The organism is Mesorhizobium sp. M1D.F.Ca.ET.231.01.1.1 (assembly GCF_003999155.2).
Lineage (GTDB): Bacteria > Pseudomonadota > Alphaproteobacteria > Rhizobiales > Rhizobiaceae > Mesorhizobium.
This window is the reverse complement of sequence record NZ_RZOZ02000003.1, coordinates 212870-229461: the sequence shown is the minus strand read 5'-3', so window position 1 is coordinate 229461 and position 16592 is coordinate 212870. Positions and strand designations below refer to the sequence as shown.

Annotated in this window: 16 protein-coding genes; 6 read left to right on the top strand and 10 right to left on the bottom strand. The window is 65.2% G+C overall.

Going from position 1 to position 16592, the window contains the following annotated elements; all coding sequences use genetic code 11:
* Positions 1-54: 54 nt before the first annotated feature.
* From EN874_RS10570 to EN874_RS10555, 4 genes are read right to left on the bottom strand one after another with little or no spacing between them, the layout of a single operon-like run.
* Positions 55-1218, bottom strand: coding sequence for an acyl-CoA dehydrogenase (locus EN874_RS10570; RefSeq protein WP_127424728.1), 1164 nt, complete (start codon positions 1216-1218; stop codon positions 55-57).
* A gap of 4 nt (positions 1219-1222) precedes the next feature.
* On the bottom strand, positions 1223-2335 hold the full coding sequence (locus EN874_RS10565; protein ID WP_127424727.1) for a carnitine 3-dehydrogenase: 1113 nt from the start codon (positions 2333-2335) through the stop codon (positions 1223-1225).
* 2 nt (positions 2336-2337) lie between these two features.
* Positions 2338-2961 carry an HD domain-containing protein gene (locus EN874_RS10560; RefSeq protein WP_127424726.1) on the bottom strand — a complete coding sequence of 208 codons (624 nt, stop codon included), beginning with the start codon at positions 2959-2961 and terminating at the stop codon, positions 2338-2340.
* 16 nt (positions 2962-2977) lie between these two features.
* Entirely contained in the window at positions 2978-3895 is a 918-nt protein-coding gene (locus EN874_RS10555) for a 3-keto-5-aminohexanoate cleavage protein (RefSeq protein ID WP_127424725.1), read from the bottom strand.
* Positions 3896-4032: 137 nt separating this feature from the next.
* Here EN874_RS10555 and EN874_RS10550 point away from each other — a divergent pair, with 137 nt between their 5' ends.
* Positions 4033-5013 carry a GlxA family transcriptional regulator gene (locus EN874_RS10550; protein WP_127424724.1) on the top strand — a complete coding sequence of 327 codons (981 nt, stop codon included), beginning with the start codon at positions 4033-4035 and terminating at the stop codon, positions 5011-5013.
* Here EN874_RS10550 and EN874_RS10545 read toward each other — a convergent pair.
* From EN874_RS10545 to xylA, 3 genes are all read right to left on the bottom strand, one after another.
* Positions 4994-5755 carry a TIGR01458 family HAD-type hydrolase gene (locus EN874_RS10545; protein WP_348631722.1) on the bottom strand — a complete coding sequence of 254 codons (762 nt, stop codon included), beginning with the start codon at positions 5753-5755 and terminating at the stop codon, positions 4994-4996. The genes EN874_RS10550 and EN874_RS10545 overlap by 20 nt on opposite strands.
* Positions 5756-5909: 154 nt before the next feature.
* A complete protein-coding gene (locus EN874_RS10540) occupies positions 5910-6113 on the bottom strand; it encodes a hypothetical protein (RefSeq protein WP_127424722.1) in 204 nt (67 codons plus the stop codon).
* Between the two features lie 184 nt (positions 6114-6297).
* On the bottom strand, positions 6298-7623 hold the full coding sequence (xylA, locus tag EN874_RS10535) for a xylose isomerase (RefSeq protein ID WP_127424721.1): 1326 nt from the start codon (positions 7621-7623) through the stop codon (positions 6298-6300).
* A 113-nt stretch (positions 7624-7736) separates the two neighbouring features.
* Between xylA and EN874_RS10530 the strand changes: the two genes are divergently transcribed.
* On the top strand, positions 7737-8099 hold the full coding sequence (locus EN874_RS10530; protein ID WP_127424720.1) for a nuclear transport factor 2 family protein: 363 nt from the start codon (positions 7737-7739) through the stop codon (positions 8097-8099).
* A 32-nt stretch (positions 8100-8131) separates the two neighbouring features.
* Here EN874_RS10530 and xylB read toward each other — a convergent pair whose 3' ends face one another.
* The 3 genes from xylB to EN874_RS10515 form a co-directional block, all read right to left on the bottom strand.
* Entirely contained in the window at positions 8132-9586 is a 1455-nt protein-coding gene (gene xylB, locus EN874_RS10525) for a xylulokinase (protein ID WP_127424719.1), read from the bottom strand.
* Positions 9587-9668: 82 nt separating this feature from the next.
* Positions 9669-10994: a tetratricopeptide repeat protein gene (locus EN874_RS10520; RefSeq protein ID WP_127424718.1), complete on the bottom strand. Its 1326-nt coding sequence runs from the start codon at positions 10992-10994 to the stop codon at positions 9669-9671.
* Positions 10995-11102: 108 nt separating this feature from the next.
* Positions 11103-11726 carry a LysE family translocator gene (locus EN874_RS10515; RefSeq protein WP_127424717.1) on the bottom strand — a complete coding sequence of 208 codons (624 nt, stop codon included), beginning with the start codon at positions 11724-11726 and terminating at the stop codon, positions 11103-11105.
* Positions 11727-12049: 323 nt separating this feature from the next.
* Here EN874_RS10515 and EN874_RS10510 point away from each other — a divergent pair, with 323 nt between their 5' ends.
* The 4 genes from EN874_RS10510 (at position 12050) to EN874_RS10495 (ending at position 16461) form a co-directional block, all read left to right on the top strand.
* Positions 12050-12727: a L,D-transpeptidase gene (locus EN874_RS10510; RefSeq protein ID WP_245513546.1), complete on the top strand. Its 678-nt coding sequence runs from the start codon at positions 12050-12052 to the stop codon at positions 12725-12727.
* Positions 12728-12814: 87 nt separating this feature from the next.
* On the top strand, positions 12815-13981 hold the full coding sequence (locus EN874_RS10505) for a diphosphate--fructose-6-phosphate 1-phosphotransferase (protein WP_127424715.1): 1167 nt from the start codon (positions 12815-12817) through the stop codon (positions 13979-13981).
* Complete coding sequence (locus tag EN874_RS10500; protein WP_127424714.1) at positions 13981-14727, top strand: MBL fold metallo-hydrolase; 747 nt, start codon at positions 13981-13983, stop codon at positions 14725-14727. The genes EN874_RS10505 and EN874_RS10500 overlap by 1 nt, the downstream gene beginning before the upstream one ends.
* A gap of 189 nt (positions 14728-14916) precedes the next feature.
* Entirely contained in the window at positions 14917-16461 is a 1545-nt protein-coding gene (locus EN874_RS10495) for a DegQ family serine endoprotease (RefSeq protein ID WP_127424713.1), read from the top strand.
* Positions 16462-16592 lie beyond the last annotated feature (131 nt).

The following is a 16592-nucleotide window of genomic DNA, read 5'->3' as shown; positions in this document are numbered from 1 at the left end:
TCGTTTGAGCAGGGCCTTTTCCCAAAACCGGATCCGGTTTGGGGCGATCATGCTCTAAGCGCCGAACGGGCGCAGCAACGCCCGCGAAATAATATGTCGCTGAATCTCCGAAGTGCCTTCCCAGATGCGCTCGACGCGCGCGTCGCGCCAGATGCGCTCCAGTGGCAGGTCGTCCATCAGCCCCATGCCGCCATGGATCTGGATCGCTTCGTCGGCGACGAAAGCCAGCATTTCCGTGGCCTTCAGCTTGGCCATCGCCATGTCCTGATCGGTGACGGTGCCCTGATCGTACTTCCAGCCGGCTTCGAAGACCATCAGATCGGCGGCCTTCAGCTCCGTCGCCATGTCGGCGAGCTTGAACGACACGCCCTGGAACTTGCCGATCTGCTGGCCGAACTGCTGGCGCTGCGCGGCATATTCGATGGCATGGGAAAGCGCCCGCTCGGCGCGGCCGAGGCAGGTCGCGCCGACCTGCAGCCGCGTGGCGCCGAGCCAGGAGTTGGCGACCTCGAAGCCTTTGTGCACTTCGCCGAGCACCTGGCTCGCCGGCAGCCGGCAATCGTCGAATTCGAGGATCGAATTGGTGTAGCCGCGGTGCGAGACGTTGCGGTAGCCGTCGCGCACCGAAAAACCCTTGGTGCCCTTGTCGACGAAGAAGGCGGTGATCTTCTTGCGCTTGCCGCGCGGCGAATCCTCTTCGCCCGATGCCATGAAGACTATGGCAAAATCGGCGATGTCGGCGTGGGAGATAAAATGCTTGGTGCCGTTGAGCACCCAGTCCGACCCGTCCTGCACGGCGGTCGCCTTCATGCCGCGCAGGTCGGAGCCCGCGCCGGGCTCGGTCATCGCCAGGCAGTCCGACTTCTCGCCGCGAATGCAGGGGAAGAGGTATTTCTCGCGCTGTTCCGGCGTGCCGGCGAGCAGGATGTTGGACGGACGCGCCACGCAGGTCCAGTGCAGCGCGTAATTGGCGCGGCCAAGCTCCTTCTCGTAGAGCAGCCAGCTCACCGTATCGAGGCCGGCGCCGCCGACATCGGCCGGCATGTTGGCGGCGTAAAGCCCGGCCGCGATCGCCTTCGCCTTCAATTCCTCGATCAGCTCGCGGCGCAGCTCGCCGGTGCGCTCCACCTCGCGCTCATGCGGATAGAGCTCGTTCTCGACGAAGGCGCGCGTCGTCTCGACGATGAGCTTCTGTTCTTCCGAGAGACCGAAATGCATCGCCTCAGCCCTTCTTCTTGCTCTTCTTTGCCTTGTCGATCTTGGCCGGCTTGTCGGCCTTCTTCGCCGGCTTGGTCGCCTTGGCCTTTGCGGCAGCCTTGGCAGGGGCCTTCTTCTCCGCCAGTTTGGCGAGCTGCTTTGTATAGTCCTTGTGCAGCGCGCCGGCGCCCCAGCCCTTGCCCTTGTTCTGCTTCGACAGCGCTTCCATGATCGCGACCAGATTGTCGTCGCGGATCTTTTCCAGCTCGCGGATCGACATGCCGTTCGCCTGCTCGTCGGATTGCGTGGCGATCAGGTCGACCAGCTCGTCATTGAACTCCGGCACGTCCATCAGCTTGGTCCACGGCCATTTCAGGCAGGGCCCGAACTGCGCCATGAAGTGGCGCATGCCAGCCTCGCCGCCGGCGACGCGATAGACCTGGAACATGCCCATCTGCGCCCAGCGCAGGCCGAAGGAATAGCGCATGATGTCGTCGAGTTCCTCGACGGTGCAGATGCCGTCCTTGACCAGCCACAGCGCCTCGCGCCAGGCCGCTTCCAAAAGCCGGTCGCCGACGAAAGCCTCGATCTCCTTGCGCACCACCACCGGCTTCATGCCGATCGAGGCGTAGAGCTCCTTGGCGACCTCGATTGCTTCCGGGAAGGTCTGCTGGCCGCCGACGATCTCGACCAGCGGCAACAGATAGACCGGGTTGAACGGATGGCCGACGACCAGCCGCTCCGGATGCTTCTTCATCGCCACCTGCATGTCGGTCGGCTTGATGCCGGAGGTCGAGGAGCCGACGATGGCGTTGGCCGGCGCATGCAGGTCGATCTCGGCCAGCACCTTGTGCTTGAGGTCGAGCCGCTCCGGCACGCTCTCCTGGATGAAGTCGGCATCGGCAACCGCCTCGGCGATGGTCTTGACGTAGGTGAGCTTGCCTTCCTTGGGCAGGCCGCCGGGCAGCATCTGCTTATAGGCGCGGCGCGCGCCCTTCATCACCTCGCCGACCTTGCGCGAAGCCTCTGGATCGGGATCGAAGATCGACACGTCGATGCCGTTCAGGAGCAGCCGCGCCACCCAGCCGGCGCCGATGACGCCGCCGCCGATGGCGGCCGCCTTGTTGATGATGCTCATGGTCAGGCTCCGGATCTTGTCTTGGCTGTTTCGGAATTTGTGAGGGGAACGCGCTCGCCGGCGCGGATCACCGCCGGGTCGTAGGCCTTGCGCGCGAAGACTTCGAGCACGAAGGGCCGGAAGAATTCGACCGGCAGCGTGTCGTAGTCGGGATCGAAGCTGGACTGGTCCCAGCGCTCGCAGAACTGGTCGCAATCGTCGAAATAAAGGTGGCCGGCGAAGCGGTCGCGCGCATGCCGGTTGCCGCCCAGGTGGTGCGCGTAATAGAGGCGCTGGAAGTCGCCGTGCTTTTCCACCACCCAGGTGCATTGCTCGCGCACGAAGGGCTTCAGGATCGTCGCGGCATATTCGTCATGGTTGTAGGGCGCGTAGATGTCGCCGATGTCGTGCAGCAGCGCCGCGACCAGCCAGTCGGTGTCGGCGCCGTCCCGCCAGGCGCGGGTGGCGGCCTGCAGCGAATGGCCGAGCCGGGTGATCTTGTAGCCCGACAGGCCCGCGTCAAGTTGCACCAGCGCATCGAGCAGCCGCTCGCCGGTCTTGGCGGCATAGTCGATCTCATGGGCGGTCAGGAATTCGTAGTCTTGCCTGTCGCCATCCTTCATCGCGGTGAATTTGACGGTAGCCATTTCCGACTCCATCAAATCACGCCGCGATCGGCGCCCGCTTGGTGAGGTTGAGCTTCTTGCGCACTTCTTCCGGCCCGAGGATCCTGGCGCCGAGGTTGGTGACGATGCTGGCAGCGCGCTCGACCAACTGCGCGTTGGTGGCCAGCACGCCCTTGTCGAGCCACAGATTGTCTTCCAGGCCGACGCGGACATTGCCGCCGGCGAGCACCGCGGCCGCGGCATAGGCCATCTGGTTGCGGCCGATCGAGAAGGCCGACCAGTTCCAGGTCGACGGCACGTTGTTGACCATCGCCATGAAGGTGTTGAGGTCGTCCGGCGCGCCCCACGGCACGCCCATGCAGAGCTGCACCAGCGCGTCCGCGTTCAGCACCTTTTCCTCGACCAGCTGCTTGGCGAACCACAAATGGCCGGTGTCGAAGGCCTCGATCTCCGGCTTGACGCCCAGCGCCGTCATCATGCCGCCCATGGCGCGCAGCATGCCGGGCGTGTTGGTCATCACATAATCGGCCTCGTTGAAATTCATCGTGCCGCAATCCAGCGTGCAGATCTCCGGCAGGCACTGGCGCACATGCTCCATGCGGTTGGTGGCGCCGCCCATGTCGGTGCCCTTCTGGTTGAGCGGCAGCGGCGCCTCGGGCGAGCCGAACACCATGTCGCCGCCCATGCCGGCGGTGAGGTTGAGCACCACGTCGACGTTGGCCTCGCGGATGCGCTCGGTCACTTCGCGGTAGAGATGCACGTCGCGCCTGGGCTTGCCGGTCTCGGGGTCGCGCACATGGCAATGGACGATCGCGGCACCCGCCTTGGCGGCCTCGATCGCCGAATCGGCGATCTGCTTGGGCGACCGCGGGACGTTCGGGCTGCGGTCCTGCGTGCCGCCGGAACCGGTCACGGCACAGGTAATGAAGACCTCACGGTTCATCGCGAGCGGCATCGTCTTTCCTCCCAGATTCGATCGGCCATCGATGTCGAGCAAAAAGTCGGAAACCGGCTTTGGTATGACGACATGCGGCGAAGCTGATCAAGAATGACCGACTTGCCGGAAACTGTTTTGCGTTTTACGAAGCTCTCATGATGAAAAGCGAAAAACCGACCATCTTTCGCTCCGAACGCGAAACGCTCAAGGTGACGTTCCTGGTGTTCTCCGGTTCGTCGATCATGTGCGTCGCCTCGGCGGTCGACCCGCTGCGCGCCGCCAATCGTATCTCTGGCGAGACTTTGTTCGATTTCAAGCTGGTCTCGGTCACTGGCGAGGCGCCGGTGACGACTTGCGGCCTGCCGGTCGCCGTCAGCGGTCGCTTCGATGCCGCCGAGGCGACCGACATGCTTGTCGTCGTCGCCGGCTTCGGCACGCAGAACTATGCCACATCGGCGTTGCTTGCGGGGTTGCGGAGGGCGGCGCGCGCGGCCCGCGCCTGCGGCGGTATCGAGGCCGGCACATGGCTGGTGGCGCGGGCCGGCCTGCTCGAGGGCCGCAGCGCCACCACCCATTGGGAAGACATGGAGGATTTCTCCGCCGCCTTTCCCGGCGTTGACGTGCGGCCTGACCGTTATGTCATCGACGGGTCGGTCTTCACCTCGGGCGGCGCTTCGCCGACCTTCGACCTGATGCTGCATCTGGTCCGCACTCGGCTCGGCATGGCCGCCGCGCTCGATGTGGCGAGCGTCTTCATCTACGACCAGGCGCGCGCCGCCACCGACGCGCAGCCGCTGGTCTCGCTTGGGCGGCTCGACGGCTACGACCCGCGGCTGGCGCAGGCGATCCGGCTGATGGAAGCGCATGTCGACCAGCCGCTCACCATCGATGCGGTGGCCAAGCGCTCCGGCGTGACGGCGCGGACGCTGGAAAGCATCTTTCGCAAGTCGATCGGCGAGACGCCCGGCGCCTATTATCTGCGGCTGCGCCTCAGCGCCGCCCGCCGTCTGGTGGTCGACACGCGCATCGCCATGGCCGACATTGCCGGGCGTACCGGCTTCTCGTCCGCTGCGGCATTTTCCAGGGCGTTTTCCCGGGCATTCGGCGAAGCGCCGGTCAGGCTGCGGCGCGGCTGAGTATCCAATCGGTCGCGGCGGAAAGATCGTCGACCAGTGCGGTTGGGGCCGGATCGAAGCGGCTTTCGTCGCCCGGCCGGTACTTGCCCGTCCGCACGAGCAGCGCCGCGCCAAGCCCGGCGCTGAGCGCTCCGGCGACATCGCTCTCCGCATCGTCGCCGACCATGACCGCATCGGCCGCCGGGCAGTTCAAACCGGCAAGCGCGGAATGGAAGAAATCCGGTGACGGCTTGCCAAGCACGACGGGACTTCGCCCGCTGGCGAATTCCAGCGCCGCGACGAAGGCGCCGGTGTCGAGGCTGAGCAGGCCGTCGGCATCCTTGAAGGTGCGGTTGATGGCCAAAGCCACGAAATCGGCACCCGCAATCAGTTCGCGGAATGCCCGGTTGAGACTGGCATGGTCGAACGCTTCGCCCGCAACGCCGACGACGACGGCGCGCCCGCTCCCGCCGTCCAGCCCCGAAAACTCGACCTCGAGGTTGGGATGGACGAGCAGATACGGCTGGCGGCCATGCCTGCGCAGCCATTCGACCGCGGCGCGCGCCGGCGTCAGCAATTCTTCCTCGGCAACCTCGATGCCCATGGCGGCAAGCTGCGCGATGATTGCGCTGCGGGGCGAGCGTGTCGTGTTGCTGACGAAGCGGAGCGGCAAGGCTGCGTCGCGCAGACGCTCGATTGCCGCGACCGCGCCCGCTATCTGGGTGTCGCCATCATAGACGACACCCAGAAGATCGAGCAGCACCGCGCGTATCATCGGTGCAGGATGGAGAAACAGTCTCCGTTCGTCAAACCAGGGGAGAATCAGGCCAGGGGAGAATCAGGCCAAGGGAGAATCAGGCCAAGGGAGAATCAGGCCAAGGGAGAATCAGGCCACGGAAGAATCAGTGACGGAAGAATCAGGCGGCGTCGCGGCCTTCTCCGACGATGCGCGAGCGCATGCTCCTGGCAAGCGCCGTCTCTAACCGCGCGGCGACCGCGCGATCCCATTCATTTGTCTTGCGGGCGCCGTCCTTCGAATGCGGCAGCGCCATCAGCCGATCGATGATCGAACCAGCCTCGCCGGGAGAGAGCAGGGCGTCGATTTCGCGTTCGTGCTGCATAGGTTTCGCCTCCTTCTATCCTTCCCGCCACGTGTCCACACTATAGGAGGTCCGTGACGGCTGTTTGAAGGCAAGAGCGAGGCGATTGAGGGGCGAGGCGGGGCAAAACCTTGTCGTGTAGGCTTGCCCCGCGCGGAATGCGATTTCAGGTCAGCGGCGCCCGATTCGGAGTCCCGCTGGCTCCTCAGACGTATCTGTTGACGATGTTCTCCAGCAGTTCCTGGCGGCCGGAACGCGGCTGCGGCTCGATCTTCTTCTTCACCACGCGTTCGGCGATCTCTTCCAGCGTGCGCTTGCCCGACAGCATCGCCTTGCCCTCGGCGGTGTTCCAGCCGGCATAGCGCTCGGCGAGCGGGCCGGACAGCGCCTTGTCCTCGATCATCTTCGCCGCCGACTTGAGGCCGCGCGCGCAAGCATCCATGCCGCCGATATGGCCGATCAAGAGGTCTTCCGGGTCGAGCGACTGGCGCCTGAGCTTGGCGTCGAAATTGGTGCCGCCGGTCTTGAAGCCGCCGCCCTGCAGCACCTGGTAATATGCCAAAGCCATTTCCGGCACGTTGTTGGGGAACTGGTCGGTGTCCCAGCCCGACTGATAGTCGTTGCGGTTCATGTCGATCGAGCCGAAGATGCCGAGCGCGTTGGCCAAGGCCAGCTCATGCTCGAAGGAATGGCCGGCAAGGATGGCGTGGCCCTGCTCGATGTTGAGCTTTACTTCCTTCTCCAGCCCGAAGCGCTTGAGGAAGCCATAAACGGTCGCGACGTCGTAGTCGTACTGGTGTTTTGTCGGCTCCTGCGGCTTCGGCTCGATCAGGATCGTGCCCTTGAAGCCGATCTTGTGCTTGTAGTCGACGACGAGGTTGAGGAAGCGGCCGGCCTGCTCCTGTTCGCGGCCAAGATCGGTGTTGAGCAGCGTCTCATAGCCTTCGCGCCCGCCCCACAGCACGTAGTTCTCGCCCTTCAGGCGCTTGGTGACGTCGATGCAGCTCTTCACCGTCGCCGCCGCATAGGCGAACACGTCCGGATCCGGATTGGTGGCCGCGCCCGACATGAAGCGGCGGTGCGAAAAGAGGTTCGCCGTTCCCCAGAGCAGCTTGACGCCGGTCTGTTTCATCTTGGCCGAAAAATAATCCGCGATCTCGTCGAGCCGCGCGGCGCTCTCGGAAAAGTCCTTGCCCTCAGGGCGGACATCGGCGTCGTGGAAACAGAAATACGGCGCACCCAGCAACGAGAACATCTCGAAGGCGACGTCCGCTTTCAGTTTCGCCAGTTCCATCGTGTCGATGCCGCCGGGCTTGGCGAACCAGGGGCGGTCGAAGGTCTGGCCGCCGAACGGATCGCCGCCTGGCCAGGCGAAGGAATGCCAATAGGCGACGGCGAAGCGCAGATGATCTTCCAGCCGCTTGCCGGCGACGACCTCGTCCGGGTTGTAGAACCGGTAGGCCAGCGGATTGGTCGAATCCGGTCCCTCGTACTTGATCTTCTGGATGTCGCCGAAAAATCCGCTGCTCATGGTTTTCCTTCCTCTCCGAATGCTTCTGCCCGATTACCTCAGGCGTAATTGGTTTCGTTCTTCCCCGGCGCGAAAAGGGTCATGTCGAAACGATCCAACGAAGGATGAACACAATGACCGACCTCAACACGATCGCCCGAAACTACATCACCGCCTGGAACGAGAGCGACGTGGGGCGCCGCAGGGCTCTGCTCGAGGCGACCTTCACCAGCGACGTCAGCTATCGCGACCCGGTCATGCAGGGCAACGGCCATGCCGGCATCGCGGCACTCATCGACGGCGTGCAGCAGCGCTTTGCCGGCTTCCGTTTCTCGCTGAAGGGTGAGCCCGACGGATTCGCCGACCGCATCCGCTTTTCGTGGAACCTCGGACCCGAAGGCGCGGAGTCCGTCATCGAGGGCACCGATATCGGCGTCATCGAGAACGGCCGCCTGAAAAGCGTCACCGGCTTCCTCGACAAGGTCCCGGCGCAATGAGCCGCAATGCCACGGCGTGGGCGGGTGATCGCTCACGCCGTGGCGCTCCGGATCGCCGGATAAAGCGCGCGGTAGCGCTGATAGGCATCCGCGAAAGCGCCGCCCAAGCCGGCGTCCGGGTCGATGGTCACATCCGTCGCTGGCGCGGTGCAGACGGCGATCGGATCGGCGCCGGTCGCGGCGATCAGGCCGAGCCGCGCCGCGCCGAAAGCGGCGCCGAAATCGCCGTCGGCCGGAATGTCGACAGGCACCTGCAGCCCGGTGGCGATCGCCTTCAGCCAGTAGCGCGAGCGCGAGCCGCCGCCGATCGCGGTCACGCGGGTGAGCGTCGTGCCGGCCGTCTTCAGCGCCTCGAGGCTGTCGCGGAAGGCGAAGGCGACACCCTCCAGTACGGCCTGGGTCAGCACGGCCCGGCTCGATTGATGCGCAAGGCCTGTGAAGGAGCCGCGGATGGCGGAATCATTGTGCGGCGTGCGCTCGCCGGAGAGATAGGGCAGGAAGGTGACGCCCGTCGGCGCCTTGAGTGTCTCGCCGAGCTCGCCGGTCAGCTCGCCGGCGCTTTTTCCGGTGATCTCCGACAGCCAGTTGAGCGAATCGGTAGCCGACAGAATCACGCCCATCTGATGCCAGGTGTTGGGCAGCGCATGGCAGAATGTATGCACCGCGCTTTCCGGATTGGGCAGGTAGGAAGCGTTCGCGGCAAACAGCACCCCCGACGTGCCGAGTGAGACGAACGCGTTGCCTGCGCCGACCGTGCCCATGCCGCAGGCCGACGCCGCATTGTCGCCGGCGCCGCCGGCAACCGGGATGCCGGCAGCAATGCCCCATTTCGAGGCGAGTTCGCCGCGCAGGGCACCGGCCTTCGCCGTGCCCTCGACCAGCGACGGCATCTGTTTTTCGTCGAGCGACGTCGCGGCGAGCAGTTCGGAGGACCAGCGGCGCTCGCCAACATCGAGCCAGGACGTGCCGGCCGAATCCGACATTTCCGAAATGTGCTCGCCGGTCAGCCAGAGCCGCAGATAGTCCTTGGGCAGGAGCACCTTGGCCACCTTGGCGAAGATTGCCGGCTCGTTGTTCCTCACCCAGCTAAGCTTCGGGGCTGTGAAACCCGGAAAGACGATGTTGCCGGTGATCTTGCGGAAACGCGGGTCGGCGTCGAGCGCCGCCGCCTCGACATGGCTGCGCGTGTCGTTCCACAGGATGCAAGGGCGCAGCACCTTGTCCGAGGCGTCGAGCAAGGTGGCGCCATGCATCTGGCCGGAGAGGCCGATGCCTTTGACGGCCGCGAGCTCCTTCGGATGGGAAGCCTTGAGCTCGGCGATCGCCGTCTCGCAGGCCTCGATCCAGTGCGCCGGATCCTGCTCGGCCCAGCCGGGATGCGGCCGCGATACATCGAGCGAGCCATGGCCGGAGCCGACGGCGTTCTGGCGATCATCGATCAGCAGCGCCTTGACGCCCGAGGTGCCCAGGTCGAGGCCGAGATACATGATTTCCTCCCACTGCCATTAATTTTTTCGGATCTCGAAAAAATCTGGCATGGCCAGTTCTTATGCCAAGTTCCGCCTCGGGTCAATTCTCTGACAAATCGGCAGCGCGTCGCGAGAACAGCGCCGACAACGGGCTGTCTGGCCGCGCCAGCCGGCGCTCGGCGGTCAACGCCCGCGCCAGCGCGCCATCGCCGGCGCGGAGCGCGGCTTCGATCAGCGTCAGGTCGATCACGTCGCGCTGCGCATGGCTGCCGCCAAAACGTTGGGCAATCGACCGGATCGGCCTGATCAGGCGCACGGTTTCGGTGTAGTTGCCCTCGCCGAACGCCTTGATGGCCAGCGTAAACGGCTGACCGACATCGCGTGTGAAGGCGGCGTTGTCGTCATCGCCATGCATCGCTTCGCGCTGCACCTCGATCAAGGTGCGCGCCGGCCCCTCCAGCCCGGCGCCGACGAAGGCCATCATCGCATGCGCGTCGTTGAAGGCGTAATTGCCGGCGGCGGCTTTCGGCACCCAGTTCGCGGCAAGTGCCGCCCAGCGCTCGCCGACATCGATGCCGCCGAGATTGAGACGCCATAGGATCGCCGAGGCATCGACCATGTTGAGCGCCAGCGTCGAGCGGTCGCCGTAGATCGGCCCGTCATAGAGCGTGAGCACCTCTTCGATCTCGCCGAGGTCGTAGTGGAACAGCGCCAGATGCCACCAATTGTGGATCTTGAGGAAGCTGTCCCTGGTCCAGGCTTCAGGGTTGGCGCGCATCCAGGCGATGCCGTCTCTTTGCCGGCTCTGCATTTCCATGACATGCGCGACCGCATGCTGCGCCCAGCCGTCGCGCGGCTCGATCGCGATCGCCTGCCGGCCGAAGCTTTCGGCGCGCGCATAGTCGCCCATTTCCTCCAGCCCGAAGGCCTGCATGCCCAGGATGGCATGGTAGCCAGGCATGCCCTGCTGCCACGCCGACAGCGCCCGGCCGATGCGGTCGCGCAGCATGCGGGCATTGCCGGTGAAGAAGTCGATCTGGTGCCCGACCTGCAGCGCCAGCGCGTCGAGCGGACTGTCGATCGCGATATCCTCAAGCAGATGCGCTGCGTCGTGCCAACGGCCCGTGGCGAGATGGCCGAGCGCCGCGACATGCCCCTGCTCGCGCGCCGTTGCCACAAGCGGCAACGCCGCTTCGTGACACGCGCGGGCCACGGCTGTCGCCTCGCGCTCGGTGGCAAGGGCAAAGAGATAGCCCTTGAACACATGCGCCATGACGAAGCCGGGATCGTCGGCGATTGCCCGGTCGACCGAGCCGACCGGGTCTCCGATGAAGCACTGCAACTCGTGGATGGCTCTGGCGTAGGACGAGAACCCGGCATCGGTCGCGCCCGAATAGGTCAGGCCGAATGCGTCCTTCAGCGCCATTGGGTGCCCTTGATGTTCTCGACTTCGCCTGTCGACGACGATCCTAGAACATCGATCGCCGAGCCGCCAACCGGCATGAGCGGTCTCGGCGGTGAACCCGTCTCTGCCTCAATTCCCCGAACGCATCGCCACCGTGGCGATGCCGGCGCCGACCAGCAGTGTCCCGCCGGTGCGGTTGAAGATGCGGATCGCCTTCGGGTTGCGCACGATGGCGCGTGCCCTGGACGCGATCAGCGCATAACCGAAGGCGTTGCTGAAGGCCAAAGCCAGGAAGGTCGTCTCGAAAACCAGCATCTGCGTCCAGAAATCGGCGTGCCGGTCGAGGAATTGCGGCAGGAAGGCGACGAAGAAGGTGATGCTCTTGGGGTTGAGCGCCGTTACCAGCCACGCATGCGCCATCATCCTTGCCGCCGACACCGCGTCGGTGCGCGGCTCGGCCTTCAGCGCGCCGCCGGCGCGGAACAGCTTTATGCCGAGATAGACCAGATAGCCGGCGCCGATCACCTTGAGCACGGTGAACACTGTGGCCGAGGCCGCGAGCAGCGCACCGATGCCCAGCATCGACAGCGTCATGGCGGTGAAGTCGCCGAGCGCGACGCCGACCGCCATCGGCAGCGCCGTGCGCCAGCCCTGGCCAAGCGCATAGGAGACGACCAGCAGGATCGTCGGGCCCGGAATGACGAGAAGGATGGCGGAGGCGGCGGCAAAGGCAGCCCAGTTTTCGAAGGACATTTCCCTACTCCTTGAGCGCAAAGAACAGGATAAATCCTGGGGTCGTCTCGATTGTAAAGAGGGCAATCGAGGAAATCTTCGGCCCGGCCCGGTGTCTTCCTCCAGCGGAGTAACGGACAGTTAGGGTTAAGCCCGGTCCGCGCCCTTTCACTCTTTTTCAACCATGACTGGCGAAAATGCCCGGCATTCGGCCGGACCGTGCTTCCCGCCGACAGCGTAGGGTTTGGTGTATGCGCGAGTTGCCGCAAAGTCTGACGCCGCCTTCGAACGGCGAAACCGTCGAAACCGAAATTCCGCTTTCCCGCCGCGCCGTGCTTTCCGGCATGGGCGCCATGGCGCTGCTCGGCATGGCCGGCTGCAGCACCACCGAGACGCTCGATCTGCCGCAATTGCAGCTCGACGACACGACCACAGGCTCCGTGCATCCGATGCGCCCGGCGATCAGTGTCGACAAGAACATCACCGGTCCGGACGTGATGTATGCCTCGCTCGCCGATGGCGGCTTCCAGCTGCCCGCCGTGCCCTGGCAGAAGGTCAAGCCCGAATTCCGCCGCCAGATCGTCGTCGACAAGACCGGCGAGGCGCCCGGCACCATCGTCGTCCATCTGCAGGAACGCATGCTCTATCTCGTCCAGCCCGGAGGTGACGCGATCCGCTACGGCGTCGGCATCGGCAAGGACGGCTTCCGCTGGTCGGGCCGCGCCAACATCCAGTACGGCCGCGAATGGCCGGTCTGGACGCCGCCGCCTGAGATGGTCAAGCGCAAGCCGGAACTGGTGAAATGGCAGGGCGGCCAGCCCGGCGGCCTGACCAATCCGCTGGGGGCGCGGGCGCTCTACATCTACCAGAACGGCAAGGACACCGGCTACCGCATCCACGGCTCGCCGGAATGGTGGAGCATCGGCCAGGCGATGTCGTCGGGCTGCGTGCGCCTGATCAACCAGGACATCATCGACCTCTACAGCCGCGTTTCGAAGAAGAACCCGGTCGTCGTCGTCTGATCGCTCCGTCAGCCCACTCTTCCGTTGCGCGATGCCGCAAGACAGGCGAAGGTGCCCTGAAAACATTCGCCTCGGGAGACAAAAAGCATGGCTGGAACCTTCGTCATCGCGCAGGGCGGCGGCCCGACCGCCGTCATCAACCAGACGGTCGTCGGCGCCACGCTGGAGATTCGCAAGCGCCATCCCGGCGCCAAGGTGCTGGGCTCGATCCATGGCGTGCGCGGCATCCGCGACGGCAACTATGTCGACCTCTCCGCCATCCCCGAGGGCCAACTGCGGCTGATCGCCGGCACGCCGAGCGCAGCTCTCGGCTCCACCCGCGACAAGCCTGACGCCGCCTATTGCGAGGTCATCCTCAACGGCCTGAAGAAAGCCGGCGCCGATGCCTTCATCTATATCGGCGGCAACGACACCTCGGGCACCCAGCAGATCCTGACCGATGCCGCGGGTGGCTCCATGGCCTTCGTGCACGCGCCGAAGACCATCGACAACGACCTCGAGGAGAACGACCACACGCCGGGCTTCATCTCGGCCGCCGAATTCGTCGCCGGCGCATTCCTCTCCGTCGATCTCGATTTCCGCGCGCTGCCCGGCATCTATGTAGGCATCGTCATGGGCCGGCATGCCGGCTTCCTGACCGCCGCCGCCGCTGCCTGGCAGCTCGACCCGGACAGCGGCCCGCATCTCGTCTATGTGCCGGAGCGCGCCTTTTCCGCCGCGCGCTTCATCGACGACGTGCGCAAGACGCTCGACCGCCACAAGCGCTGCATCGTCGCCGTTTCCGAGGGCGTCAGCACCGCCGACGGCAAGGCGCTGGTCGAAAGCCTGGTGCCGCCGGAAAAGCTCGAGCGCGACCAGCACGGCAACGTCAAATTGTCGGGTAGCGACCTGCCGGCGGCGCTCGAACGCGCGCTGGCCGAGGGCTTGCCGGGCAAGCGTGCGCGCGTCGATGCGCTGGGCTACATGCCGCGCGGCTATGTCGGCGCGATCAGCGCTGTCGACGCCAAGGAGGCCTTCGACGCCGGCGCATTCGCGGTTGCCGTCGCCGACGAGGGCGGCGGGTCGGTCGCGCTGCAATATGACGGCGCCAAGACCGTGCTGAAGAAGGTGCCGCTGAAGGCCGTGGCAGGCAAGACGCGCCACATGCCGGACGATTTCATGAAACCGGGTGTCAACCAGCTCTCCGAGGCCGGCATGGCCTATCTGAAGCGCCTGGTGCCGGAGAAATACAAGGTCGGGAAGCCCTTCGTCTGATGGGCGACCTCGTGGTAGGCGACTGGTTCGGCAAGGCTGTCGTCGATGCCGGGACGACGATGCTGACCGAACCGTTCGTGCATGATTTCGTGCGGGCCAACATCTGGCATCTCAAGGGCCGCGACGCCGACCTGCTGGTCGACACCGGCATGGGCATCCGCCCGCTGGCGCCCGAGATCGGCACACCGGCCGGCAAGCCGCTCATCGTCGTCGCCACGCATATCCATCTCGACCATGTCGGTTCGCTGCACGAATTCCCGCTGCGCATGGGGCCGAAGGCCAGCGCGGCGCAGTTCGACGGCATGGATGATACGGTCACCTACGCCTACATGTTCCACAATCTCGACGGCGCGGTGTCCAAATTGCCGGCGCCCGGCTGGAACGCTGCCGACTATCGGATCCCATCGGCGCCGCTGACGCGAATGCTCGACGAAGGCGATGTCGTCGATCTCGGCGACCGGAAATTCCGCGTGCTGCATCTGCCGGGACATTCGCCCGATTCGATCGCGCTTTTCGATGAGGCCGACGGCCTGTTCTTCGCCGGCGACGCCATCTATGACGGCATGCTGATCGACGATCTGCCGGATTCGGACCGTGCTGCCTATTGCCGCACCATGCAGCGGCTGCTCGACCTGCCGATACGCATCGGCCATGGCGGCCATGGCCCGAGTTTCGACGGCGTACGCATGCGTGAGATCGCTTCCGCCTACCTGCGCCGAAGAGAGCGGTTCGTGAGCGCTCTCTGAATTAAATCTTCGTAAGGTCGTGCCAAAACCCTAATTCGGGCCATTCGATGCCCTAAATGCGTGGCTGTCGATCCGGCCGGCTGCCATGCATGGCGAGACAGGCAATGCCGGTCGTCGACACGCCGACGGATACGTGCTTCGAGAGCCATCCGCGGCGCCGGATCAACTCTCGCCCGGACAGAAACGACCATGTCACCATTGAGCATTCTTCGCAGACATCGCGTCGCGGCCCTGCTGGGCGCTGCGCTGATCATCTCTCCCGTCGTTGTTTCCTTCGCGCAGAACACCGGCAATGCCGGCCTGAGCAATGTGGTCGCGACGACCCAGACGCCCGTCGCCGGCATCACCGCCCCGAACGGCTCGTTCGCGCCCGTGGTCGCCACCGCCAAGCCGGCTGTCGTCACCGTGACGACCGTGATGAAGGCGCAGCCCGGCGCAACGGGCGATGGCTCGCCCTTCGACGGCAATTCGCCCTTCGACCAGTATTTCCAGCAGTTCTTCGGCGACCAGGGCATGCCAATGCCGAAGACGCCGCCGCAGCAGTCGCCGCGGCAGGAGGCGTTGGGCTCCGGCTTCATCGTCGGTTCCGACGGCACCATCGTCACCAACAACCACGTCGTCGACGGCGCGACCTCGATCAAGGTGGCGCTCGACGACGGCACCGAGCTTCCCGCCAAGCTGGTCGGCCACGACGCCAAGCACGATCTGGCAGTGCTCAAGGTCAAGGCGAGCAAGCCGCTGCCCACTGTCAAATGGGGCGATTCCGACAGACTGATGACCGGCGACCAGGTGCTGGCGATCGGCAACCCGTTCGGCATCGGCACCACGGTCACCGCCGGCATCGTCTCGGCGCGCGGCCGCGACCTGCACAGCGGGCCGTTCGACGACTTCATCCAGATCGACGCGCCGATCAACCACGGCAATTCCGGCGGCCCGCTGGTCGACGTCAACGGCAATGTCGTGGGCATCGACACCGCGATCTATTCGCCCAACGGCGGCAGCGTCGGCGTCGGCTTCGCCATCCCGTCGAACCAGGCGCAGAAGGTCGTCGCCAAGCTGATGAAGGGCGGCGACATCGAATACGGCTATCTCGGCGTGCAGATTCAGCCGGTGACGCAGGATGTCGCCAGTGCGATAGGGCTCGATCATCCGGGCGGCGCGCTGGTCGCCCAGGTCACCGACGGGTCGCCGGCGGCCAAGGCCGGCATCGAGACCGGCGACGTCATCACCGGCTTCGCCGGCCAGGAGATCAAGGATCCGAAGGATCTGTCGCGCGCCGTCGCCGACGTCTCGCCCGGCAACAAGGAGACGCTGGATGTCTGGCGCAACGGCAAGGCGATGCAGATTTCGGCAGATGTCGGCCGCAACACCGACGACCAGAAGACCGCGTCGAATGACGAAGGCGGCAAGCCATCGGCCGGCGAGGGCCTGCGCGTACCGTCGCTTGGCCTTGGCCTGACCGACCTCACGCCCGACATCCGCGAGCAGCTCAACCTGGCCGACAACCAGCGCGGCGCCGTGGTCGAGCGGGTGAACCCGGACAAGGCGGCCTCCGCCGCCGGCATCGAGCCCGGCGATGTGATCGTTGCCGTCGACCGCACGCCGGTGAAGAGCGCAAGGCAGGCCAACCAAGCGATCGCCGAGGCTGGCAAGTCCGGCAGGAAGTCGGTGCTTTTGCTGGTCGATCGCGGCGACGCGCAGATATTCGTAGCCGTGCCCTTCGCCGCCGGCTGAAAACTTCTAGAGCGGTTCAGTGTTTCACGGAAACGCCGAACCGCTCTATCTCTTTGTTTTTACGCAATTCCGAACGGAAAACCGTTACACATTCTTCCTGGAATTGCTCCATGGAGCCTGCCGGCATGCCG